This is a genomic window from Altererythrobacter sp. B11, assembly GCF_003569745.1.
In the GTDB taxonomy this organism is placed as follows: Bacteria; Pseudomonadota; Alphaproteobacteria; order Sphingomonadales; family Sphingomonadaceae; genus Croceibacterium_C.
Genome location: NZ_AP018498.1, coordinates 3,358,927 through 3,382,687, shown reverse-complemented (window position 1 = coordinate 3,382,687; position 23,761 = coordinate 3,358,927). Strand labels below are relative to the sequence as shown.

General features: G+C 64.3%; 14 protein-coding genes. 7 read left to right on the top strand and 7 right to left on the bottom strand.

Annotated features, from left to right (window positions below; all coding sequences use genetic code 11):
* Nucleotides 1–122: 122 nt before the first annotated feature.
* A complete protein-coding gene (locus tag AEB_RS15830; protein WP_119083992.1) occupies nucleotides 123–761 on the bottom strand; it encodes a TetR family transcriptional regulator in 639 nt (212 codons plus the stop codon).
* Nucleotides 762–856: 95 nt separating this feature from the next.
* Between AEB_RS15830 and AEB_RS15825 the strand changes: the two genes are divergently transcribed.
* The 7 genes from AEB_RS15825 to AEB_RS15790 all read left to right on the top strand — a co-directional run bounded on the left by AEB_RS15825 (nucleotide 857) and on the right by AEB_RS15790 (nucleotide 14,369).
* Nucleotides 857–1,519 (top strand): O-methyltransferase, encoded by a 663-nt coding sequence (locus AEB_RS15825; RefSeq protein WP_119083991.1) that lies wholly within the window; start codon nucleotides 857–859, stop codon nucleotides 1,517–1,519.
* 21 nt (nucleotides 1,520–1,540) lie between these two features.
* Nucleotides 1,541–2,419, top strand: coding sequence for an NmrA family NAD(P)-binding protein (locus AEB_RS15820; protein ID WP_119084701.1), 879 nt, complete (start codon nucleotides 1,541–1,543; stop codon nucleotides 2,417–2,419).
* A 327-nt stretch (nucleotides 2,420–2,746) separates the two neighbouring features.
* Nucleotides 2,747–3,616 (top strand): archaetidylserine decarboxylase, encoded by an 870-nt coding sequence (gene asd, locus AEB_RS15815; protein WP_119083990.1) that lies wholly within the window; start codon nucleotides 2,747–2,749, stop codon nucleotides 3,614–3,616.
* Nucleotides 3,613–4,410 (top strand): exodeoxyribonuclease III, encoded by a 798-nt coding sequence (gene xth / locus AEB_RS15810; RefSeq protein WP_119083989.1) that lies wholly within the window; start codon nucleotides 3,613–3,615, stop codon nucleotides 4,408–4,410. Before asd ends, xth begins: the two co-directional genes overlap by 4 nt.
* A 712-nt stretch (nucleotides 4,411–5,122) precedes the next feature.
* Nucleotides 5,123–5,404 (top strand): helix-turn-helix domain-containing protein, encoded by a 282-nt coding sequence (locus AEB_RS18315; protein ID WP_197714451.1) that lies wholly within the window; start codon nucleotides 5,123–5,125, stop codon nucleotides 5,402–5,404.
* Nucleotides 5,405–5,678: 274 nt separating this feature from the next.
* Entirely contained in the window at nucleotides 5,679–7,283 is a 1,605-nt protein-coding gene (locus AEB_RS15795; protein ID WP_172593137.1) for a ShlB/FhaC/HecB family hemolysin secretion/activation protein, read from the top strand.
* A gap of 12 nt (nucleotides 7,284–7,295) precedes the next feature.
* Nucleotides 7,296–14,369, top strand: a complete 7,074-nt coding sequence (locus tag AEB_RS15790) for a two-partner secretion domain-containing protein (RefSeq protein WP_119083986.1) — start codon at nucleotides 7,296–7,298, stop codon at nucleotides 14,367–14,369.
* A 267-nt stretch (nucleotides 14,370–14,636) separates the two neighbouring features.
* Here the strand turns inward: AEB_RS15790 and AEB_RS15785 are convergent, their stop codons facing one another.
* The 6 genes from AEB_RS15785 to alr all read right to left on the bottom strand — a co-directional run bounded on the left by AEB_RS15785 (nucleotide 14,637) and on the right by alr (nucleotide 23,751).
* On the bottom strand, nucleotides 14,637–16,682 hold the full coding sequence (locus AEB_RS15785; protein ID WP_231958784.1) for an Atxe2 family lasso peptide isopeptidase: 2,046 nt from the start codon (nucleotides 16,680–16,682) through the stop codon (nucleotides 14,637–14,639).
* A gap of 77 nt (nucleotides 16,683–16,759) precedes the next feature.
* Nucleotides 16,760–19,324, bottom strand: a complete 2,565-nt coding sequence (locus AEB_RS15780; protein WP_197714450.1) for a TonB-dependent receptor — start codon at nucleotides 19,322–19,324, stop codon at nucleotides 16,760–16,762.
* A 235-nt stretch (nucleotides 19,325–19,559) separates the two neighbouring features.
* Nucleotides 19,560–20,540, bottom strand: a complete 981-nt coding sequence (locus tag AEB_RS15775; protein ID WP_119083983.1) for a FecR family protein — start codon at nucleotides 20,538–20,540, stop codon at nucleotides 19,560–19,562.
* Complete coding sequence (locus AEB_RS15770; protein ID WP_119083982.1) at nucleotides 20,537–21,106, bottom strand: RNA polymerase sigma factor; 570 nt, start codon at nucleotides 21,104–21,106, stop codon at nucleotides 20,537–20,539. Before AEB_RS15770 ends, AEB_RS15775 begins: the two co-directional genes overlap by 4 nt.
* A 231-nt stretch (nucleotides 21,107–21,337) precedes the next feature.
* Nucleotides 21,338–22,600 carry a D-amino acid dehydrogenase gene (locus AEB_RS15765; RefSeq protein ID WP_119083981.1) on the bottom strand — a complete coding sequence of 421 codons (1,263 nt, stop codon included), beginning with the start codon at nucleotides 22,598–22,600 and terminating at the stop codon, nucleotides 21,338–21,340.
* Nucleotides 22,597–23,751, bottom strand: a complete 1,155-nt coding sequence (gene alr, locus AEB_RS15760; protein ID WP_231958783.1) for an alanine racemase — start codon at nucleotides 23,749–23,751, stop codon at nucleotides 22,597–22,599. Before alr ends, AEB_RS15765 begins: the two co-directional genes overlap by 4 nt.
* Nucleotides 23,752–23,761 lie beyond the last annotated feature (10 nt).

Here is a 23,761-nt window from a genome sequence, read left to right as displayed (position 1 = left end):
CTAGGGCAGCCTTCGGCAGCGCCGGTGACCGGTCATCGGCGCTTTCCCCGCCCGTCAGCGAGGGGTGGCGGCTTCGCGCCCCATATCGGTTTCTCAGTCTGGAGAATGGATCCGGACGCCGTTCACGAACCTCGCCCCGCCAGTTCGGTCAGATAAGCGGAGAACATGTCCGCCATCGCCGTCGCATAAGCCGTGATCTCTTGTTCGCTGCGAGGTGTCTCGGAGAAGCTGCTGCCTACCTGGGTCAGCGTTGCTTGGAGCAGATCAGCGGCGAGTTGGACGGTCGTTCCTTTTGCACCCGGCAGAGTCTCGCCCACGAAATCGTGGATGACCTGAGAGCCGGCCGCCTGCGCATCGATCGCCTCGGGCGCATCGCGATAAAGCGGGGCAGCATCGCCCAGTGCCTGGCGAACGGCAGCCTCTTCGCATTCCGAACGAAGGAAGGCGGCGGTTAGTCTTTGCAGGCGCTCGAACGGCGGACGCTCTCGATCGGTCAGGATATCGCTCAGCAATTGGCTGGTCTGGCGCCATTCGTCGCTCTGCAGGCGGAACAGGATCGCCGCCTTGTTCGGGAAATATTGATAGAGCGACCCGACACTCACGCCGGCGCGCTCCGCCACGCGCGCGGTCGTGAATCGGGCAGCGCCCTCGGTTCGCAAAACCTGAACAGCTGCATCCAGAACGGCGGCGACGAGGGCGTTGGCTCGGGCCTGCCTCGGCTCCTTGCGCGAGGAAATCTGCGGACTCTGGCGCTCGGACACTATCTGCTCCGGAAATGCGATTAGCGAACCTGACGAACTATTCGTATTTCTGAAAGCGAAGGCAGGCAAGTCGCTCGGGCTCTTGGAGACACACGATGAACACTATTTCCAGCGCGCCGGTTGCGCCGCTTCTCGATCAGCTGTTTCGCGAGGCTGAGGCATCGTCGCCGCTCGCGAGCCCAGCCTTCGAGGCACTCTCGACCGAGGATCGTATCCGCCTGATGCGAAGCAAGGAGGATTACCTCGATCTCTACACCAGCTTGAAGGACTTCGCCCTTCCCGTGTCGCGTGAGACCGGCCAGCTGCTCTACATCCTTGCCCGGGCGACACGCGCGCGGTCGATCGTCGAATTCGGCACGTCGTTTGGCCTGTCGACCCTGCATCTCGCCGCGGCTCTGCGCGACAATGGCGGCGGGCGCCTGATCACCAGCGAATTCGAGCCTTCGAAAGTGGCCATCGCCAAAACCAACTTCGCCGCGGCCGGCCTGTCCGATCTTGTAGAACTACGCGAAGGCGATGCGCTGACGACCCTTAGCCATGACCTACCCGCGACGATCGACCTCTTGCTCCTGGACGGTGCGAAGTCGCTGTACAGCGACGTGCTGGCGCTGGTGGAAGACCGGCTGCGCCCTGGCGCGGTGATCGTGGCCGATAACGCGGACTATTGTCCCGACTATCTCGAGCACGTGAGCTCGGTCACCAACGGCTACTACACCATGAGCTTCACCGACGACGTCGAGCTCTCGGTCCGGCTGTGAACTGAGAAACGGAGACCAATGATGATTGTCGTTACCGCCCCCACTAGTCAGATCGGCCAACAGCTCGTGACCGACCTGCTCGCTGTCGACGCGCCCTTGCGTGTCGTAGCACGCGACCCCGCCAAGCTGGCCGACGATGTGCGCAATCGTGTCGAGATCATCGAAGGATCGCATGGCGATGCGGAGGTTGCCGAGCGTGCCTTCGCCGGAGCCGAGGCAATATTCTGGCTTGCGCCGCCGGCGTGGGGGCAAACGCTCGAGCAAGCCTATCTGGATTTCACGCGCCCGGCCGCCGCCGCGATCCGCCGGCACGGCGTGGCTCGGGTTGTATCGATCACCGCGCTTGGTCGCGGAACCAGATGGCAGGACTGCGCGGGTCCCGTGACGGCTTCGATCGCGATGGACGACATGCTGATGGAAACGGGAGCCGCGTTTCGCGGCCTCGCCATGCCATCATTTATGGAAAATACCGCTCGGCAGATCGGCCTGATGAAGGACAGAGGCGCGTTCTTCGGTCCGATAGACCCCGAGAAAAAGCTTCCGTTCACCGCGACGCGCGACATGGCGACCGCGGCCGCGCGGCTGCTTCACGGCGACCATTGGGAAGACCAGGCCGATGTCCCCGTGCTCGGGCCGGACGATCTCTCGTTCAACGATCAGGCCGCGATCATCTCGGAGGTCACTGGCCGCTCGGTTCGCTACGAACAGATCAGCTATGACCGATTCAAGCAGCAGTTCCTCGATCGCGGCGCCAGCGAGTCCGTCGCGCAGGGCTATGTCGACATGTACCGAGCGAAGGAGAAAGGCATCGACAACGTTGCGACGCGCCGAGCGGAGCATACCGGTGCGACAAGCTTTCGGGACTTCTGCCGGCGTGCGATCGAACCGGGTCTTCGCTGAGGCCATGAACATTCAGGGAGCGGCTAGCTAGTGAGCTGATCGCGGTAGTTGAAGTGCGATCGACGAACCTCCGAAAAAGCAGAAATCGGGCTTTGGGAAGCCGCTTTGGTGGGCGCATGTTGGCTGAATCATAATTTTCGCCTGTGCTACTCGCTGAGTTTCTGAGCAGCGAGAATAGGCTTGGACGTAGACATTAGCCTAGCGTGTTTGGCGCATGCCAGAATCCAGACCTGATCGATAGTTTTCCCCCGGAGACGCGCACCTCTTCGCAAAGATATCCTTCGCCGTTCATGACACTATACGGATCTGCCTGCGTTATGAGGTAGCATGTCCGATCGCCTGAAAGTCCTGCTTCAGTACCTGCTTCCCAAGCAGCATCTGACCACCTTCGCCGGCCGTGTCGCTGGAGCGCAGGGAGGCGCTATGACGACGCGACTGATCCGCTGGTTTGTGGGCAGGTATGGAGTCGACATGGGCGAAGCCGGGAATCCGGATATTGCCAGCTACAAGAGCTTCAACGAATTCTTCACCCGCCCGCTGAAAGTCGGCGTGCGGCCATTGGCGGCGGCCGATTTCCTCTCCCCGGTGGACGGTGCGATCAGCCAGTTCGGCGCCATCGACGACCACCACATCCTTCAGGCCAAGGGCCATCGCTTTACCACCACCGAGCTGCTGGGCGGCGATGCGGCCCTGGCGGCCGAGTTTCGTCACGGCAGCTTCGCCAACCTGTATCTCTCACCCCGGGATTACCACCGCCTGCACATGCCATGCGGCGGGACGCTCACCCGCATGATTTACATTCCTGGCGCGCTGTTCTCCGTGAATCCGGCCACCGCGCGCGGCGTGCCCAATCTGTTCGCGCGTAATGAGCGCGTGGTATGCGTGTTCCGATCGTCCGAACACGGGTTCTTTGTGATGGTGCTTGTCGGCGCCACTATCGTGGGAAGCATGGCGACGGTGTGGCACGGCGTAGTCAATCCAAAGCGCACCGGCAGGATATCCGAATGGACTTATGCCGACCGGAACATCCATCTGCAGCAGGGCCAGGAAATGGGGCGCTTCCTTCTCGGCTCCACCATTGTGATGCTCTTCAGGCAGGGCACGATCGTCTTCAACGAAGATTGGGCCCCGGAACGCCCCGTGCGTCTTGGCGAATTGATGGGCAACCGTCCGACCCCGAGCGACGGTGAACATTGAAAATCGCGACCTATAATGTGAATGGGATCAACGGGCGGCTGCCGGTTCTGCTGCGCTGGCTTGATCTTGCCGCTCCTGACATCGTTTGCCTGCAGGAGCTGAAAGCGCCGCAGGAGCGCTTCCCTGAAAAGGCAATCCGCGACGCTGGATATGACGCCGTCTGGCACGGCCAGAGCCGCTGGAACGGCGTGGCGATCCTGAGCCGGATCGGGGAGATCCACGAAACGCGCCGAGGCTTGCCCGGCGATACGGAAGACATGCAGAGCCGCTATATCGAGGCGGCCATCAATGGTGTGCTTGTGGCGGGGCTCTATCTGCCCAATGGCAATCCTCGGCCAGGGCCGAAGTTCGACTACAAGCTTCGCTGGTTCGACCGGCTGCAGGAGCATCTCAGGACACTGATCGGCCTCGATGCCCCGGTGGTGGTCGCCGGCGACTATAACGTGATACCCACTGACCTTGACGTCTATGCACCAGACCGCTGGCGCGATGATGCGCTGTTCGCGCCCGAGGTGACGACAGCATACGGCCAGCTTCTCGGGCAGGGCTGGACCGATGCCCTCAGGCATTTGCATCCCGACGAGACGATCTACACCTTCTGGAAATATTGGCGCGGGGCGTTCGAGCGGAACGCCGGGCTGAGGATCGACCACTTCCTTCTCAATGCACCCGCGGCCAGCCGCCTCAGGAAGGCGGAGGTGGATACGCGGCCGCGCGGATGGGAGAAAACGAGCGATCATGCGCCGGTGTGGATTAAATTGGCAAAAGGGCCCGGGCGAAGGTCTCGCGGCTGACCGAGTGCGAACCCGATCGAGCATCTGTTTGAAGAAGGTTTCCTACCGGTCGGAGGAGGACGCGCACGTCTTCGTGCGGTGCTCCGGCTTGCTGCTCCGGACTTACCACTGCAACCGTTGCCGCCTTTTCCATCTCCCGAGCCGCACGAAGGGCAAGCGCATGCCTCAATTTGCGGATGATGATCGATGCACTGCCGCCCCCGAGACATCCGGGTGAAGGACGGCGGCGTGCATCCACGGGCGCCTGGTTGTGACGGACCGCTGCAAGACGTCCAATAGCCGCCACTCAACGGCTGATGGCGGCATTTTTATTGCGAGCGAACGTCAGCTTTCTCCAGACACCGCCTTTGAATCCGACAGGCGGGAGGCGGCCCGCGCGAAGCCGCACATCGTCATCCATTCGCACACAGGCTGACGACCGAGAATGCTCGACCGAACTATCTGTTCGTTGAGTCCAGCGCCGCGCAGTTTTCGCGAGAGCGCTGCACACTGGCTATCTCCCCGATGATCCGGAGATCGTGGGCCCACTTGCCCGCGAAGGCGCCGACTATCCTGCAGAGGGCCATGTTGCCCGGCTTGCGAGGGTCGCGTTCGATGAGCTGGCCGAGATGCCGCGCGAGCGCTTCAATCTTCCCGTTTCACCACATCCCAAGATTCGCGTCATGGCCGACGCGCTAACGGCCCAACCCTCTGACCGCAGCACACTCAGCCAATGGGCAAGCGCGTCGCGATGAGCGAGCGATCGCTGGCACGCCTGATGGTGCGGGAAACAGGCCTCACCTTCGGCCGCTGGCGACAGCAACTGCACCTTGTGGTCGCGCTGCGTGAACTGGCAGGCGGATCCCCGGTCCAGACGGTTTCCAGTTCGCTCGGCTACGAGTCCGTCAACGCCTTCATCACCATGTTCAAGAAGGCAACGGGCAGCACGCCAGCGCGCTACTTCGGAAGCACCGAAAGGGTGCCTGCCGCGTCGGCCCCGGCAAGGAGGCGATGATGAGCCATCGCGTGATCCCGCAAAGGTCAGCCACACCGACTGCGTTGACGAGTTGATAAGGAACGTGACCCTAAGCAAAGGTACCGGGGATCGCATTAGCGCGGCGCTGGAGTGCGAGGGGAAGCAAATCGTGACAAGTGCCGCGGGCGTCCGAAGAGACGCAGTTTCGCGCAAAGTTTTCTCGCGTCCCGGATGGCTGCTTCTGCTCCTTTGCAGTGGAGCCGCCCTGATTCCTCACGGCGCCGCCGCGCAGAATGCGCCCGACGCGGGCAGCTTGCAACGCCAGCTCCGCGAGGGCGTTTTCACCACCACGCCGCAGCGCGTTCCGGAGGCGACGCAGCAGTTGACCCCATCTCCGACCCCTGAGGAGGAGCGCGTGCTAGTCCAGCGCTTCTCTATCGAGGGGGCGACACTCGTTCCGATTGCCGATCTCACTGCTGCGGTGCAGCCCTTCGTCGGGAAGACGTTGGGGCTGGAGGAGCTTCGCGCGGCGGCGCGAACGCTGGCGGATGTATACCGCCGTCGTGGCTTTTTTGCCCGCGCGGTGCTGCCGCCACAGGACATCACCGCCGGCACAGTACGGATTCAGTTGATCGAGGGGCGTTTCGGCCAACTCGTGCTCGACGATCAGGCCCGCCGCGCGGATGGCGCATTCGTGGCGCGGGTGGCTGGCGCCCGGCTGAAGCAAGGCATGCCCTATTCGGCGGACGCACTGGAGCGGGGGATGCTGATCGCCAACGACCTGCCGGGCGTGAGTGCGGATGGCGTGCTGAAGGCGGGCGCCGAGCATGGCACCAGCGATTTGGCGTTGACCGTACGGGACGCGCCCCTGCTGCGCGGTAGCGTCGGCGGCGACAACGGCGGTGCGGTGTCAACAGGGCGATATCGCGCGATCGGCACGCTCACGATCGACGGGCTCACCGGGCGTGGCGACCGGGTATCGGCGCTCGCCTTGGGATCCGAAGGTCTCGGCTATGGCTGGCTGGGTTGGAGCGTCCCGATCGGTTTCGACGGATGGCGGGTCGAGGCGCACGTCAGCTATCTTCGCTACAAGCTGGGTGGATCGTTCGCGTCCCTCGACGGGCGCGGCGACGCGTGGACGCAGGGGATCGATCTCACCTACCCCTTGGTGCGCAGCAGTTCCGATTCCCTCGATTTCCGTGCCGCCTATGAACATGGCCAATATAATGACGATCTGCTGGGCGCGCCCGCGCACCGCAAGCATATCCATCGTGTGTCGCTGTCGCTGGGCGGCGAGTCGCTCGATGCGGCGGGTGGCCGATCGCGCTATTCGATCGGCATGACCGTGGGTGGGCTCGATCTGTCGGGATTGGCGTTCGACCAGGCGCTCGATCGAGTCACCGCCCGCACGGACGGCGCCTATGCCAAGGCCGAAGCCAGCGCCTCACACGATCAGCGTGTGGGCGCCGCGACCTTCGTGCGGGCCAGCGTCGCCGGGCAATGGGCGCTCAACAACCTCGATTCATCCGAGCAGTTTGCGCTGGGCGGCCCGGCGGGCGTCCGTGCCTATCCGGTCAACGAGGGGCTGGGCGACACCGGCTATATTGCCTCGCTGGAGGTGCATCAGGGTGCGCAATTCGCGTCGACGGCCCTCGATCTCTACGGCTTCGCCGATATCGGGATGATCCGGCAACGCGCGAAAACGTGGCCCGGCGGGGCGCTGCCGGGCACGAAGGGCAGCTATACGCTTGGCGGCGCGGGCGTCGGCGTATCCTATTCGCTGCCGCGCGGCTTCGTGCTGGGTGCGGTGGTGGCCGTGCCCATCGGCAGCAACCCCGGCGGCGCCGATTCGCGCCATAATCAGGATGGCAGCCGCAGAAATGCGCGCGGCTGGCTCACCCTCTCCAAGCATTTCTGATTGGAACACCCCATGGCCCGCAGCACCGCCTTGAATCACGCCGCCTCGGTTCCCCCTCCCTCAGCCAAAGCCGCGCGGCGCCGCGTCGTCACGCTTGCGCTGGCCGGGGCCTCGCTCGCCAGTCTGGCGTTGGCTCCCTCCGCCCGCGCGCAGACCACGTCCGATCCGGCGGTGCTGCCCAGCGGCGGCACTGTAATGGCGGGGTCGGTGCGGATCGGCGCCGACGGCACGACACTGACGGTCGACCAGGCGAGCCAGCGCGGAATCATCAACTGGCAGAGCTTCGATATCGGAGAGCAGGGCAGCGTAGTGTTCCGCCAGCCGGATGCCAATGCGGTGACACTCAACCGGGTCATCTCGGGCGCCAGCAGCACGATTGCCGGTCGAATGGCGGCCAATGGCAAGGTCTATGTCGTCAACCCCAACGGCGTGCTGTTCAGCAGCACCGCGCAGGTCGATGTCGGCGGGCTGGTCGCTTCGACGGCCAACATCACCGACGCCGATTTCCTCGCCGGGCGAGACGTTTTCGCGCTGGGCGGGGCGACGGGATCGATCCTCAATCACGGGCGGATCACCGCCGCCCCCGGCGGATCGGTCGTGCTGATCGGTGGCACGATCAACAACACCGGCGCGATCCACGCGGAGCACGGCGACGTCGCGCTGGCGGCGGGTTCGACGGTCACTCTCGACGCGGGCGCCGACGGGCACCTCAAGATCGAGGTCGACGGCGCGACCACGCACACGCTGGTCCAGAACGGCGGACTGATCGCGGCGAACGGCGGCAACGTGCTGCTGCGCGCCGAGGCGGCGGACGCGGCGCTTTCGTCAGTGGTCGCGAATACCGGCACGATCGAGGCGCGGACGCTGTCCAACCGATCCGGACGCGTGCTGCTGCTCGCGGACATGGCGGGCGGCTTGGTCTCCGCGGGCGGAACGATCGACGCATCGGCGCCCGATGGCGGCAATGGCGGCTTCGTCGAGACATCGGCGGCCAGCCTGTCCTTTGCGCCGGACCTGCGCATTTCCACGCTGGCCGCGTCGGGCAAGACGGGCACGTGGCTCGTTGATCCCTATAATATCACGGTATCCAGCACCGGGTCCTCCAATGTCAGTATCGACTTCAGCGAGGAACCCCAGCTGGTGCTGCCTCTGGGCAGCGGGGCGAACATCAACAACACGACACTGTCGAGCTATCTGGCCACGACCAACGTAGCCCTGAACACTGTCGGCGCTGGAAGCGAGGCGGGCAATATAACGATCTCAGCGCCGGTGACGTGGAACGCGGCGACGACGCTTTCGCTCCTGGCGGATTCGGCCACGGGCGGCATCTTTATCAACGCCAATATCCTCGGCACGAACGCGGATAGCGCGCTGATCCTGTCGGCGGGGGCGGGCGGTATCAGCCAGTCGAGCGGGACTGTGCGGGTCGGGACGCTGTCGGCGACCACCGCCAATGGCGGCAGTATCAGTCTGGGCAATGCCAACAACAGCGTCGCCAGGCTCGCCGCATCTTCGTCGAGCAGCAACTTCACGTTCGTGAACAACGGAAGTTTTACGGTCACCGGCCCGCTGACCAGCAACGGCATCCTGTCGCTTCAATCGGCCGGCGATCTGACGATCAATGCCGCGCTGACCGACACCCACGCCGCCGCGGAATTCACGCTTACGGCGGGCGGGGATATCACGATTGCACGGGACCTGACGCTCACTGGTTCCAATGCGCATCTCAATCTGGTGGTGGGAGTTGGAAACGATTATGTGTTGGCTTCGGGCGCGCGCATCTCCCTGCCCGGCGCGAGCTCCGTGTTTCAGGTCAACGGCACGACCTATACGCTGATCCGCAACCTTACCCAGTTGCAGGCGATGAGCGGGGGCGGCGCTTATGCGCTGGCGGGCGACATCGATGCATCGGCCACTGCCGGGTGGAACAGCGGCGCGGGTTTCGCGCCAATCGATGGGTTTACGGGCACGTTCGCCGGGCTTGGCCATTTTGTCGATCGCCTGACGATCGATCGGCCCGACCTGGGAACCATCGGTCTGTTCGGCCTTCTTTCGGGCGGCGTCCGTGACCTGACCTTGAGCAATGTGGCGATCTTGGGCGCGGGCACCGTGGGCGGTCTGGCGGGTCGCTTCAACCCCGTGCAGATCAGCAACGTGCACGTGACGGGAAGCGTTTCCGCAGTCGGTGGAGAAGTCGGCGGTCTTGTCGGGTTGAGCGACCAAGCGACGATCAGCGGTTCTTCGTCCTCCGCCAGCGTGAGCGGCGCCGGCGAGGTGGGCGGGCTGGTCGGCCGCAACCGTGCAACCAGCATCAGCAATTCCTATGCTACCGGTTCGGTTACCAGCACTGGTGTCTCCGCAGGCGGGCTGGTCGGCTCGACGCTGCAGGGCTACACGCTGACCAACGTCTATGCCAGCGGCGCGGTGACCGGCACGACCGGCACGGGCGGATTGATCGGCACCGTCGATGCGACCGCCGGAAGCGTGACCGACGGCTACTGGGACATCAACACGACGGGGCAGGCGACGAGCGCGGGCACCGGTGGCACCGGCATCACCACAGCCAACGCCCGCACACAGGCGACCTATGCCGGCTTCGATTTCGGCAACACCTGGGTGATGCTGGGGGGCGACACCCGACCGATGCTGCGCAACGAATATTCCTCGGTGATCGCCACCGGCGCGGCGTTGCAGCTGATGGCGACCGACAAGACGGCCAGCTACTCGCTGGGCGCGAACCTGGATCTCACGAGCGCATTTACCGCGGATGGCAACGGGAATTACGCCGGACTGTGGCGGGCAGCGGGCTTCCTTCCGGTGGGCGACAATGCCCTCCCGTTCACGGGCAGCTTCGACGGCACGGGCCACAACATCACCGGGCTGGGGATCAACCGAGGGGCCTTTTATGTCGGGCTGTTCGGCGCAACCGCCAACGCCGCGATCGCAAATGTCAGCCTCACCGGCGGCAGCGTGACCGGCAGCGGCACCGTCGGCGCGCTGATCGGCTATATGCAGGGCGGCACGCTGTCGAACGCCAGCGCCACGACCACGGTAGTGGGCACGTCCACCACTGAATCCAATGCCGGCGGGCTGATCGGCACGGTCGATGGCGGTGCGGTCAGCGATTCCTGGGCCGGCGGCGCGGTTACGGGCGCGGGCTATCAGGTCGGCGGCCTGGCCGGATATCTGGTGAACGGCGGCTCGATCACGCAATCCTATGCGACGGGCGCCGTAACCGGGACCAACGCAACCGCTGGCTTCGGCTATGTGGGCGGTCTGGTCGGCGGGAACGGCTTCACCGGGGGCAATGGCGGGACGATTCTCCGGTCCTACGCCACGGGCACCGTCACCGGCTCTTCGGGCCCGATCGGCGGTTTCGTTGGCCACAACGAGGGCTCGATCCAGGATTCCTATGCGACCGGCGCGGTGGTCGCCCTGGGCGGGGCCTCCAACGTCGGCGGCTTCGTCGGCGTGAACTATATCAACGGCACGATCACTGGCGCATATTCGACGGGGCGCGTGAGCGGCACCACCAGCCTCGGCGGCTTCGTGGGGTACAACAACGCGTTGGGGTCGGCGATTACCAACAGCTATTGGAATACCCAAACGAGCGGCGTGCTGCAGGGATTTGCGGGTGGCAGCGCGCCCGGCGTCACCGGACGGACGACGGCGCAACTCCAGGGCAGCCTTCCGGCAGGCTTCTCGTCATCGGCGTGGAGCACGGGAACCAACCTCTATCCCTATTTGGGCTGGCGCTATTCCACCACGCCCGTCGCGATCTCCGGGACGGCTAGCATCGGGGGCAGCGGCGCGGCACTGAGCGGTGCCACCGTGGCCGCCGTTTCGGGCGGAGCGCTGTTGGGCAGCGCGGTGACCGGCAACGATGGCTATTATTATATCCTCGCGCCTGCGGAGGGACTGAACGCCAGTGGCGTGCTCACCTATCTGGACGGCGGCGCAACGGCCGGTGCGGCCTTTTCCGACATGACCGGTGTCAACGGCGTGCAGAATGTGGCGCTGTACGGAACGGCGATGCATCTGATCACGGGACAGCCGAGCCTGACCGCGACCTGGGCCAACTATCTCTCGGTGCGCGGCAGCTATGCCGATACCGACCTGTCCTTCCTCGGCAGCAGCGTCGGTGCGCTCACCACCACGGGCGGATACGGCGTGTACCTCGATGCATCGGGGAATTATGCGCTGAACACCAGCCTCGCCTCCTCGGGCCTGCTGCGCCTCGCCAGCGGCGGCAGCTTCGGACTGAGCGGCAATATCACCTTGTCGGCGGGCGGCGCACTGACGCTGGCCAGTGCGATCGGCTGGACGGATGGCTCGACCCTCACTCTGTCGACCACGGGAGGCGGCGCGATCACTTTAGACGGCGCGATAACCGCCACTTCGGGCGGGCTCACGCTCGCGGGATCGGGCAGCGTCGCAGCGCCCAGCGCCGTGAATGTGAGCGCGTTTCGCCTGGCGGGCGGCGACTGGCGGCAGCTCGCGGCTTCGCTGCCCAGCTTCGCCGCGACGAATTTCGTGCTGGACAGCGGCGCAAGCTTCCTCCGCGCGACCGGCGGTGACGGTGCGCTGGCGACGCCCTATCAAATCGCCGACCTTTTCGGCCTGCAGGGGCTGGCATCCACCAGCCTGCTCGCCCAGAATTTCGTACTGGCGGCAGACATCGATGCGACGCCCACCGCGGGTTGGAACGGGGGCGCGGGCTTCGTGCCCATCGGAGACGCCACCACCGGCTTCACCGGAAGCCTGGCAGGCGCGGGCCACAGCATCACCGGCTTGTCGATTTCGCGTCCCACCGGCCCAGCGGGCCTCTTCGGGCGGATCGGTAGCGGCGGCAGTGTCAGCAATCTCACGATCGCGGGAACGGTGCGCGGGCGAGATGCGGGTCTGCTCGCCGCCGTGAATGGCGGCGTGATCAGTGCAGTCACGACCAGTGGCAGCGTGACCAACACCGGCGCGGTCAGCACCGGCTCGCTGGGCGGAGTCGCGGGCAACAACAGCGGCACGATCACCGGCTCCTCGTCCTCGGCAGCGGTCTCCACCGGCGATGGCAGCGCGGTGGGCGGCCTGGCAGGCACCAACAGCGGCGCCATCACCGGCTCCTACGCCACCGGAACGGCGACGTCGGGCAGTGATGGCCGCTCGGGCGGTTTGGTGGGGAACAATGCGGCGGGGACGATCAGCGGCTCCTTCGCCACCGGCAGGGTGACAAGCGGGGCCGGCACGTCTGCGGCAGGCGGCCTGGTCGGCTCCAGCGCGGGGTCCATCACTGATAGCTATGCCACGGGCATGGTCGAAGGAGGTGTGGTCTCTGGCGGCCTGGTCGGCACCAACACCGGCACCGTGGCGAACAGCTTCGCCACCGGGGCGCCCGCCTCCGCAACCTCCTTTGGCGGCCTGATCGGCGGCAACTCGGGCACCGTGACCGCCAGCTTCTGGAATACCACCAGCTCCGGCACTTCGCTCGGCGTCACCAGCGGTGCGGCAAGCGGGATTACCGGGCGCAACGCTGCCCAGATGACCACCCTGGCAACCTTCAACGGGGCCGGATGGAGCATCGATGATGCGGCCGGCACCACCGCGACGTGGCGCATCTATGACGGGCTCAGCGCGCCGCTGCTGCGCAGCTTCCTTACTGCGCTGACGGTGACGGGCGGCAGCGGGTCCAAGGCCTATGACGGATCGGCGACCAGCACCGATGTTGGCACTCTCACCTTCAGCCCCACCGGCTACACCCCTGCGCTGGTCTCCGGCACGGCATCCTACACGGCATCCAGCGCGAATGCTGCCACCTATACGGGCGCGGGACTGACGCTGTCCGGCCTGTATTCGAGCCAGCTCGGCTACGACATCAGCTTCGCCCCCGGCACGTTGGTGATCTCGCCTACCGCGCTGACAGTGACCGCCAGCAACGCCACGAAGACATATGACGGGCTGGCGTGGAGCGGCGGCAACGGTGTGACCTATAGCGGCTTCGTCAACGGCGAGACGGCTGCAGTGCTGGGCGGCACGCTGGCCTATGGCGGGCCGGCGCAAGGCGCGATCAATGCTGGCACTTATGGACTTACAGCCTCGGGGCTTACCGCCACCAACTATACGATCGCCTATGCACCGGGCACTCTGCTGGTGAACCCGGCGGCGCTGACCGTGACCGCTGCCAACGCGATCAAGACCTATGACGGGCTGGCGTGGTCGGGCGGCAATGGCATCATTTATAGCGGCTTCGTTAATGGCGAGACGGCTGCGGTGCTGGGCGGTACGCTGGCCTATGGCGGGACGGCACAGGGTGCAGTCAATGCCGGCAGCTACGACCTCACGACCGCAGGGCTCACCTCGAGCAACTACACGATCGACTATGCGCCCGGCACGCTGCTGGTGAACCCCGCCGCGCTAACCGTGACTGCCAATGACGCCGCCAAGACCTACGACGGGTTGGCGTGGAGCGGCGGCAATGGCGTCACCTATAGCGGCTTCGTCAACGGCGAGACGGCTGCGGTGCTGGGCGGTACGCTGGCCTATGGCGGGGCGGCACAGGGCGCGGTCAATGCCGGCAGCTACGACCTTACCGCCGCAGGGCTCACCTCGGGCAACTACACGATCGACTATGCGCCCGGCACGCTGCTGGTGAACCCCGCTGCGCTAACCGTGACGGCGACTTCAATATCGATACCCTTGCTCGGTGACTATCTTCCATTGCGATATGGCGTAAGCGGCCCGATCGCACCGCGCGATGCCGGGGTTGATCTCTTCGATGGTGTCCTTGCCACTGACGCGGACACGGGCGTGCCGGGAAGCTATGCGATCACCCAGGGGACGCTGCGGATCGTCAATCCCAATTACATCCTGACGGGCTTCACAGAAGGAACACTCGAGATCGGGCGCCCGAGGAACGACGCCCCGGATGGGGGGGCGCTCAAACAATCATTGCCGCTTGCAGCGCTCCTTGACGCGACGTCTTCCCGTCGTTCCATCAATGCGGACGTTTGGGTGACGCCAGAGGATCTCCCCCATCTGCAGGTGGAAGAAAACTTCATTCGAGTAGATGAGGCGCCAAGCACCGAAGCGGATTAGCCCCGGAGAGCCGATGCACCCTGGCTTGTTGGTTGTGTACGCCTGCTATCGCGAAGGTCGGTGAGTCTCCGCAGTCAATCGACCTCGTGCCCCAGCAAGTATTTGAGCCGAAGGCAGCTTTCGACGACCGTCTGAGCAGGCGAAGGTCCGCTTTGTCGGCGTAAATAGCCTCCGACTCCTCAGCATGGAATGTCGGCCTTTTTTCAAACCCCCGATGTGCGTTTGGACGAGCGGTAAATAGATCGGAGACGGGCACGGGCAGCTTCTCTATTGCCCGTTAGGGCTCGCCACTCGCAACTGTCGCCACAGTTCATATTGTTCCGCTTTGGAAGACTCCGCGTCCTCGTAACCTTGTAGCCAAAATCTGAACCAGTCCAGATTGCGTTGATACACTGCTAGCTTGTGGCGTGGCTGGAATTTCTGGTGTGGCTCGTCCGGAAATACGTAAAGATCGGCCTGTTGCCGCCTTATCAGCGGGATCGCATATTCCAGCGCAAACATGTATTCCTGTTCCGGGATTTGCATGAGGATCGGTGCCGTCACCTCGTCAAGGTGCCGCGTGATCGAAAGTCGCTCCCAACGTGAAGGTGTTTCTTCCGGAGTGCCCAGACCCCAGACGGTTCTCAGTCTTTGGACGGCAATGTCGCCCTGCAAGCTCAAGAAGAGGTATCCGTTCGGCGTCATCGAGACCGTCGAGACTGATGCGGCTGCAAGGAGGTCCGAATTGAATGCTGTCCACAACGTGATCTCGGTGCCGAAGCTCAGGCCGCCCATGCCGACCTTTTTCCGATCGACCAGCCCTTTCCCCGCCAGGAGATTGATCGCGCTGCGGACTCCGGCAAGCGGCCGGTTGTAGCGTGCGACGGCGTCCATAGGCTGGCGGGGCGGATCGTTAATGCACAAGGTGGAAATGCCCGCCTCGGCAAGCGAGGCAAGAGGCCATTCATTGCCAAGCCCGCCGCGCAGAAAGCCAGTGCATCGATAGTAGGTGATGAATAGGGGAGAAGGAGCAGTCGCGGCTTCGCGTGCCTCGAAAAACTGCCCGGTAAATTCCTCACCATTTGCAGCGGTCCAGCGCAGCAGGCGGGCAGGGCTTCTCTCGCGCATGTCCCGAGCGAGCAGCGCATTGGGCTCGAACAGCACCGTTCGCAGCCCGGTTGCGATATCGATTGTTTCGATCTGCGGCGGGCGATCCGCCCTCGAGACGATGCAGACCAGCAGGTCGTGCGAGGCATCGCATGTCGGCGTGTTCCTGAAGTCCCGCCCATTGAGCTGACCATTCTCCCGCGTAACCAGCTCGACCGCGCCGGTGAGGACATTCCAGCGGTAGATCGCTTGCGCCAGGCCTTCATCAGGATCGGTTATCGTGAACAGCACATCATCGCTGCCGGGCCGCCACTGGACCTCGGTGATCGGCTTGCCGCTGCAGAGCTCAGCGCTACACTGTGTGGGGCGGCCGGCCCCGCGTGCCGAGAGTACGCTCAGTGTTACATCCGGCTTGGTCACCAGACCTGTGTCATCGCCCGTCCGGGTGAGCAGCGCCACCCGCGCATGTTTCGGATCGAGTGCAACCTTCCACGGGGAAGGGAGGTCCTCAGGCGCGGTCGAGGCCGGAGCAGTCAGGCGTGCTGCTTCTGACGATGTGAGATCGCGCACCTCGCCGCTCGCCAGATCGACCGCCCGCCATTGGTCCGGAATACCCACCAGCAGCGGGTAACGGTCCACCGAACCCTTGCCGTTCTTCAGGAAGCGCTGCGTCGCGCGCCGACCGCTGATCATACCCGAGCGGAAAAGCGCCTGTCCGATCGGGATCGTCTCGTCGATACGTATCCCCTGATCGTATTCGTCCTGCTCGGCAGCGGCCACTGCAGCGCGGCTTGCTCCAACGGTGTAGATGAGCAGGGAGCCGTCGTCGCTCAGCGAGAAATCGCGCACGTCAGCCGGCTCATGCGTGAGCGGGCGGGCTCCGGAGCCGTCCGTAGCGGCGCGCCAGACGTCCAGCTTTCCATTAAGGAAGGCAAGATAGAAGATCGATTGCCCGTCGGCCGACCAAAGCGCCCTGGCGGGTTGTGGCAGGCCGCCGGAGTCCCGTAGTGGCAAGCCGCCGTCCGCCACTTTCAGAGGCGGTGAGAGCCCATCCGTCGGCTGCACATACCACGCGGTGTCGTAGGTATTGCGCTCGACCGAGGCCTGTTGTGTCCTGAATGCAACCCAGCGACCATCGGGCGAGATGGCGACGCCATCGAAATCCGTGACTTCGAGCAGCCTTTTCGGCGAGATGGGCTCCGCTAGCACCGGAACGGCGAAGACCAATCCCAGTCCCCAAAAGGCCGCCATGAGAGCCTTGCACGTGCGGTCTGTAAGCCTTGGTGTGCTCACCGGCCGGGCTTTCAGAAGTGCTTCGAGATCGAGGCGCTCACGTAACGGCCAACCCCGGAATAGTTGGTAGAATCGTACGGCAGCACGATCGACGAACTGACCGTGTTCAAGGGTGGCGTGCGATCGAACAGGTTCTGCGCAGACAGCGTGAATTCCAGTCCGGAAAGCAGGCCTTGAGCGTCTCCGGTCTTGTAGCGGATCGTCGCATCGAACGTCAGAAACGATCCGGTCTCTTCCCTGTCGCCAGTCGCAAGCACGTTGGTCACGCTGCTGGTATAGTTGCCGAAGACCGAGACCCCGAGCCCGCCGAGCGTCCATACCCCCCCGGCGCGGCTGCGCCATTCGGCGGGATTGTAGATCGTGCCGGACAGGTCGATCGCCGGCTGCCCGGCGCTGTTCTGCTTCGCGCTGTCGAGCCAGCTTAGCGACGCGCGCAGGGCCAGCCGGCTCTCCGCCATCTGGAACGCATAGGAGCCCGAGACGTCGATGCCCCGCGCCTTCCAGCGCGCCGCGTTGGTGTAGTCGTTGTAGAGAATACCCACGACCTTGCTGCTGTCATACGTCGTACCGGCAATGTTGTAGAACGTCTGGCGCGAGACGATCGCAGCCTTGTCCGCTTCGGTCGGCGCGTAGTCGATGAAGTCGGAATAGGTATCGTCGAGCAGGGGATGGGTGAGGTCCGCGATCGGTACCAGCACACGGTCAGTGTAGTTGACGTCGAAATAAGTCACTTCCGCCTCGAGGCCCGGTACCGCGCTGGGGTGGTAGCCCAACGAGGCCGTCCAGGTCCGCGCGCGCTCGGGCTTCAGATCGGGATTGCCGCCATAGGCCATCAGGACGGTTGCATCCGCCGGGAACTGCGTCCCGCCCAGCGCCGACGCGCTGTAGAGGTATCCGATCGGGGTCTGCGCGAGCTGGTAGAGCGTGGGCGCCTTGAACGAACGCCCCCAGGTCCCGCGCAGTGTGAAATCGTCGCTGGGATCAAGGATCACGCCGAACTTGGGCGTCGCGACCGTGCCGAAGGTGTCGTAGTCCTCGCCGCGCACGGCCGCCGTCAGCGTGAGGCGGTGCAGACCGGGAATCGCCTGTTCCGGGCTGATCAGCGGGAGATTGAGCTCCGCATAGGCGAACTTGGCGTTCTGGTGCTTATCGTAGACGACCGTGCCGCGCGTGTAGCTGAGCGTCTCGAAGTCGAGTGTGCGGTATCCGGCGCCCGCCGCGAGCCTTGCCGTTCCCGCCGGCAGGCGAAGCAGCGGGCCTTCGACCCCGAGCTCGTAGACGCGGCTTTCGTTGCAATAACACCCCTCGCTGATCCGGGTGTCGCCCGTCGCGATCGTGACCGTCGACTGTCTGTATTCGACCTTGTCGCGGCTCCAAGAGGCATCGAGCGCGATGCGCCAACCATTCTTCAGCGAAAACTCAACGCCGGGCGCGACGAAGGTGGTCTTGGTATCGTTTTCGTTCTGATAGTAAACCGTCGGATAGCCGAGGTTGGTCCGCAGATTGCGCTCGGTATGCATCGCGTCGACATGGAGCGTGACCGCGTCACTCAGCGACTGGTGCGCGCTGACGAGCCCGCTGTCGAGATCGTTGCCCGAATAGATCGTCGTCGGTCTCAAGACATCCGCGGTATAGTCGCGCTGGTCGGTGAAGATCGGGTCGGAATTGGAGTGCTTGAAGGTCGCGATGATCCCGCCGCTGGACCAGCGCAAGCCTGCCGTGGCGTCGTATTCCTCGGTCGTCAGGCCGCCGTCGGTCGCGCCGCCATAGAGCGCGCCAACGGTCAGGCCGCTGAAGTCGCGTTTCAGGATAACGTTGCCGACCCCGCCGACGGCGTCGGACCCGTAGATGGCCGACGCGCCGTCGGGCACGATGTCAACGCGTTGGACCGCCTCGAGGGGAATGGCGCTGATGTCGACGCCCTGGAAGAAGCCGGTGTACGACAGACGGCGGCCGTTGAGCAGCGTCAGAGTGGCGTCGGGGCCCAGTCCGCGCAAGTTGAGCGCCGACCCACCGGTCAGGTTTTGGTTGACGAGATTGCCGCCGTTCGTGGTCGCTCCGCTGCCGACACCTGGGTTCTGCCCACCGCCGAAGTTCTGCGGTACACTTCGGATCAGCTCGCCGAGGTCCTGAAACCCCTCTTCGTGGATTTGCTCTGCGCTGAAGACCACGGTGGGGGAAGGTGACTGGCTGCCGCGAATACGGCTGCCGGTCACGAGAATCTCGGCGGGTGCTCCGACATTATCTGAATCGTTTTGGCTGGACGGGGTGTCGATGTCGTTTCCCGCCTTCACGATCGCGACCGCGCCCGATCTATCGATCCGCGCGGTGAACACTGTTCCTGCCAGGATCGCATCGAGCACCGCCTGAGGCGTCGCGGTTCCGCGAAATCCGCGTGAGCGAAGCCCTTGGATCTCGTCGACCTTATAGATGATCGGCTTGCCCGACTGGCGGCCGAAGGCATCCAATGCGGACCTCAGACTGCCTGCCGGAATGTTGTACTCCTGCTCCTGGGCTTGCGCCTGAGCCGGCACTGCCAACGCAACCACGCACACGCCCGTCGTGAGCGCTCCCATTCCGAATGTCCGCATTAAAACCCCCTGTGTCTTGGCCGCGCGATGCGCCCTTTCAGGGATGAGACAGTCGAGCCGCCGATCGATGTGATCAGAAAATCACTTTTGATCTATGGTGAATTCGAACGGGTGAGGACAAGCGAACGAGATCAGTCTAGCCGTGCGGTGCTGATCCGTATCGACGGAAAGGGCCGAGAAAGGTCGGAGCGCCGTCGCTGATCGCCGGAGCGATGCCTTGTCAGCTGCCGATCCTGATCGCGGACGGCGTTTCCTCAACTTTGAGACCGTAAGCGTCGCGCAGGAGGCGCACAAAGGCGTCGAGATCGTCCGAGGGAAACATGCCGCCGATCCGTAAGCCAGCCGCCTGCGGGTCGGCGATGACGATTTTCCTGGTGTTGTAGCGATTGAACTCGGCGGCGATCTCGCCGAGGTTCGACTGGTCGAAACTCAGCATGCCCTTCCGCCACGCGAGCGCATCTTCGACCTTTTGTTCCGATCGCGACGCGACCAGCGTTGCGGGGCCGCGCGCAATCGCGATGTCGCCGCCGACGATCACCGACGAGCGCACTGCCAGGCCTTGTTCGACCTCGTCGACCCGCACCCGGCCTTCGAGCACCGACACCGTCACCGCGTCGCCGTCGCGGCGGACCGAGAATTTCGTGCCGAGGACCGTGATTTGACGATTGCCCGCATGGACGATGAACGGCTGCCCGTCCTTGTGCGCGACCTCGAAGTACGCCTCGCCCCTATCGAGCCACACCTCACGCTTTTTTGGCAGCAGCACGGTGCGAACGCTGGAAGCGGTGTTGAGTTCGACCTTGCTCCCGTCGGAGAGCGCGACGATCTTGCGGCCTCCGACCGGCGTCGCATAACTGTCGCCCACGACTTGCTCGGTCGCCGGCTGGAGCAACTCGGGCCGGTACAGATAGGCGCCGGCCAGTGCGAGCGCGATCGAGGCGGCGATGCCGACTGGCACGTACCAGCGCGAAGGCGGACGATATTCGCCGCGCTCGACCGGCTCGGGATGGTTGCGGCTCTGCGCCGAGATGCGATCGGCTTCGCGCCAGCTGTGGCGCAGCCGCAGATAGGCGGTGCGGTTGCCGTCGGACTCGGCGAGCCAGTCTTCGAACTCGGCCTGATCGGCCTCGCTCCAGTTCTCCTCTTCCTGCGCCAGCACCCAGCGCGCCGCCTGGTCTGCTGCCTGTTCGGCCCGGCTCATGGCTTTTCTCCGCGCGCGCGCGCGCCGTAGCGCGGTCGCACGATCCGGCCCGATCCGCCCAGCATGTGGTTCGCCAGCGCCTTCATCCCCATGACCAGCTGGCCATTGACCGCGTCCTTGCCGATCCCGAGCCGCTCCGCGGTCTCCTGCGGGGTCAAACCCTCGATCTTTCGCAACTCGACTATCTCGCGCACGCGGGGCGACAATTTCTCAAGACCGGCGAGTGCACGGCGCAAGCTGTCACGAGCGGTGACGTGGCGTTCGGCTTCGAATAGATCAACATCACGTTCGATCGTCTCGAGGTCGGCGACATGCTCGAATGAGACGATGCGCGCTCGCTTGGCCGAGTTGATCAAATGGTTGCGCGCGATCGTGAACAGATATTGCCGCGTGTTTATCGGTAGGTCCTTGCGAGCTCCGGTGAACGCCAGTTCATAGACATCATGCCTAAGGTCCATCACGTCATCCGCAATCCTCCAGTTCCGCCGGATGAAACGCGTAAGCGGCCCTTCAAGAGGGAGCACCTCTCGGCAGAACCATTCATCGAGAGCGTCATCGTCGACCATCTATCCGGTCGGGTCGTCCTTCGCATCCATGTCTATCATGGGCCCAAGACAAGCGAGCGCCAATCCAATGTAATCCCAAAACGACGTGTGCGCCGGGCGTCGGCCAGCAATCGCTTCATCAGGACCGGACTCTAATCGAGGCTGGAGGAAAGTAGGGGGGCAGGTCATCGGCATCACGGTGCTCAATACCTTAACCGACGGCTAGGGCGCCTCCGAGCCTTCACTCCTTCGTCAGTGCGCGCCTGAATAGCGCGCAATCGCCAGATCCCGCGCTTCGATGGACGGCTCGGCGCCCGAGATGATTGATGCGATCACATCACCCGAACCGCAGGCCATGGTCCAGCCGAGCGTACCATGACCGGTGTTCAGGAACAGGTTGCGCAAGGGCGTGGCGCCGATCACGGGTGTGCTGTCGGGCGTCATGGGACGCAGGCCGCACCAGAAGCTGGCGCGGTCCATATCTCCAGCACCGGGAAAGAGCGAAGAGGCGACGTGCTTCAGTGTCGCCTGGCGGCGCGCTGGCAGAGCATCGTTGTAGCCCGAAATTTCCGCCATGCCACCGACCCGGATACGGTCGCCCAGGCGCGTGATCGCGACCTTGTAGGTCTCGTCCAGCAACGTGGATACGGGGGCGCGGGGTTCATTGACGATCGGGATCGTGATGGAATAGCCTTTCACCGGATAAACAGGCAGCCGCAGGCCGAGCGGCGCGACGAGTTGAGGCGAATGGCTGCCCAACGCGACCAGATAGGCATCGGCACGAACGCGTCCGCGATTGGTTTCGACTCCGGTTATATGGCCATCGTTCGAGATCAGGCGTAAGATCCGATGCTCGTTGAGGAAGGCGACCCCCCGCGCAGCACAGAGCGCAGCCAAGGCATTGGTGAACTTGAAGCAATCGCCGGTCTCGTCATTGGGCAGGCGCAACCCGCCGACAAAGCTCGCTGTGCTGAAGGCAAGGCCCGGCTCTGCGGCGAGGCAGCCAGATCGGTCGAGTATATCGAAGGGTACGCCGTCGGCCTTGAGGACCGCCAGGTCCTTGGCCACGCCGTCTAGCTGCCTGTGTTCGCGGAACAGCTGCAAGGTACCGCGGCTCGCCTCATCATAGGCGATGCCGGTCTCGTGCCGCAACGCGATCAGGCAAGCGCGGCTATGCTCTGCTACCCGGACCATGCGGCGCTTATTGATTTTATAGGCGCTGGATGTGCAATTCCCGAGCATGGCCATCAGCCAGCGCAGCATGGCCGGATCGACCTGCGGCCGTAGGATGAGCGGAGCATGCTTCATGAACATCCAGCGCAGCGCCTTCAACGGAATGCCGGGCGCCGCCCAGGGTGACGCATAGCCGGGCGATATCTCGCCCGCATTGGCAAAGCTCGTCTCCAGCGCCGGACCCGGCTGGCGATCGATCACGGTCACTTCATGCCCCGCCCTCGAGAGGTACCAGGCCGAAGTGACGCCTACGACGCCGCTACCAAGGATCGCAACTCTCATGCACGCCCCCCGAGCGGGGTGGGACGGTTGGCGGCGGGCAGGTAGCGACGGTGAAATCGTCGGCCCAGCCGGGTCAGAATCTCATAGGAAATCGTGTTCGCATCGGCCGCGACGTCGTCGATTGTCTGGTGCGGTCCGATCAACTCCACTGGCGCGCCGGGCTGCAGATGCTTCTCGGGCACATGGCTCACATCCAGAGTAATGCTGTCCATCGACACGCGCCCGGCAATCGGCACGCGGATGCCCGCGATAAAGGCGCCTCCGCACCGGCCCAGATGCCGCAGCCAGCCGTCGCCATAGCCGATGCCGATGGTCGCGATGCGACTGGACTGGAAGGCCGTGAAATCGAGGCCGTAACCGACTCTCGCCCCGGCGGGAATCTCGCGAACCTGGACGATTTTGGCCTCGAGCGAAACGACCGGGCGCATCATGTTCGGGTGGGCGAATTGCGGCGCGCCGCCAAAGAGGGCAATGCCCGGGCGCACAAGATCGTGATGGTCCGGCTTGCGGAGGAATGCGCCGGCGGAATTGTCGAGCGAGCGCGGCACATGCGGGAACTGCTCTGCGACCTGCAGGAAAGCCGCCTCCTGGCTGGCGTTGCTCGGCGCGTCGGGGTCGTCCGCGCAGGCCAGATGGCTCATGATGAGGACGAGCTTTATCCAGTCCAGCCGGTGAGGCTGTTTAAGGAGCACTGCGATCTCGTTCGCCGGCAGGCCAAGACGTGACATGCCGCTGTCAACCTGTATCACAGCGGGGAGCTGGCTGCGCTGACTCATTGCGAGCGCTGCCCAGCGTGTCAGCTGGTCGAGGGAATTGAGGACCGGAACCGCGCCGAGCTTCGCGCACAGCGGTTCGGTGCCGGGCGCCAACCCATTGAGCACATAAACAAAGCATTCGGGTGCGAGACTTGACTTGAGTTCGACCGCCTCCAGCAGATGGGCGACGAAGAAATGCCGGCAACCTGCCGCCATTAGCGCGTGACTGATCTCTCGCGCTCCCAGGCCATAGGCATCGGCTTTCACCACGCCGCCGACCTGCGCAGGCGCTGCTTGTCGAACGATGGCCTCATAATTGGCGACGACCGCATCGAGATCGATCTGCAACAGGCCGTCCGCCGCCGGATTCATGTCCGGCGCCATTGAAACATGCATCGTGGGTCTC

Excerpts from the sequence above, each read along its gene's own strand:
- AEB_RS18315 (WP_197714451.1), top strand. The coding sequence starts at position 5,123 with ATGGGCAAGCGCGTCGCGATGAGCGAGCGATCGCTGGCACGCCTGATG.
- AEB_RS15770 (WP_119083982.1), bottom strand. The coding sequence starts at position 21,106 with ATGGTCGACGATGACGCTCTCGATGAATGGTTCTGCCGAGAGGTGCTC.
- alr (WP_231958783.1), bottom strand. The coding sequence starts at position 23,751 with ATGCATGTTTCAATGGCGCCGGACATGAATCCGGCGGCGGACGGCCTG.
- AEB_RS15825 (WP_119083991.1), top strand. The coding sequence starts at position 857 with ATGAACACTATTTCCAGCGCGCCGGTTGCGCCGCTTCTCGATCAGCTG.
- AEB_RS15780 (WP_197714450.1), bottom strand. The coding sequence starts at position 19,324 with ATGGGAGCGCTCACGACGGGCGTGTGCGTGGTTGCGTTGGCAGTGCCG.
- AEB_RS15790 (WP_119083986.1), top strand. The coding sequence starts at position 7,296 with ATGGCCCGCAGCACCGCCTTGAATCACGCCGCCTCGGTTCCCCCTCCC.
- AEB_RS15820 (WP_119084701.1), top strand. The coding sequence starts at position 1,541 with ATGATTGTCGTTACCGCCCCCACTAGTCAGATCGGCCAACAGCTCGTG.
- AEB_RS15765 (WP_119083981.1), bottom strand. The coding sequence starts at position 22,600 with ATGAGAGTTGCGATCCTTGGTAGCGGCGTCGTAGGCGTCACTTCGGCC.
- asd (WP_119083990.1), top strand. The coding sequence starts at position 2,747 with ATGTCCGATCGCCTGAAAGTCCTGCTTCAGTACCTGCTTCCCAAGCAG.
- AEB_RS15775 (WP_119083983.1), bottom strand. The coding sequence starts at position 20,540 with ATGAGCCGGGCCGAACAGGCAGCAGACCAGGCGGCGCGCTGGGTGCTG.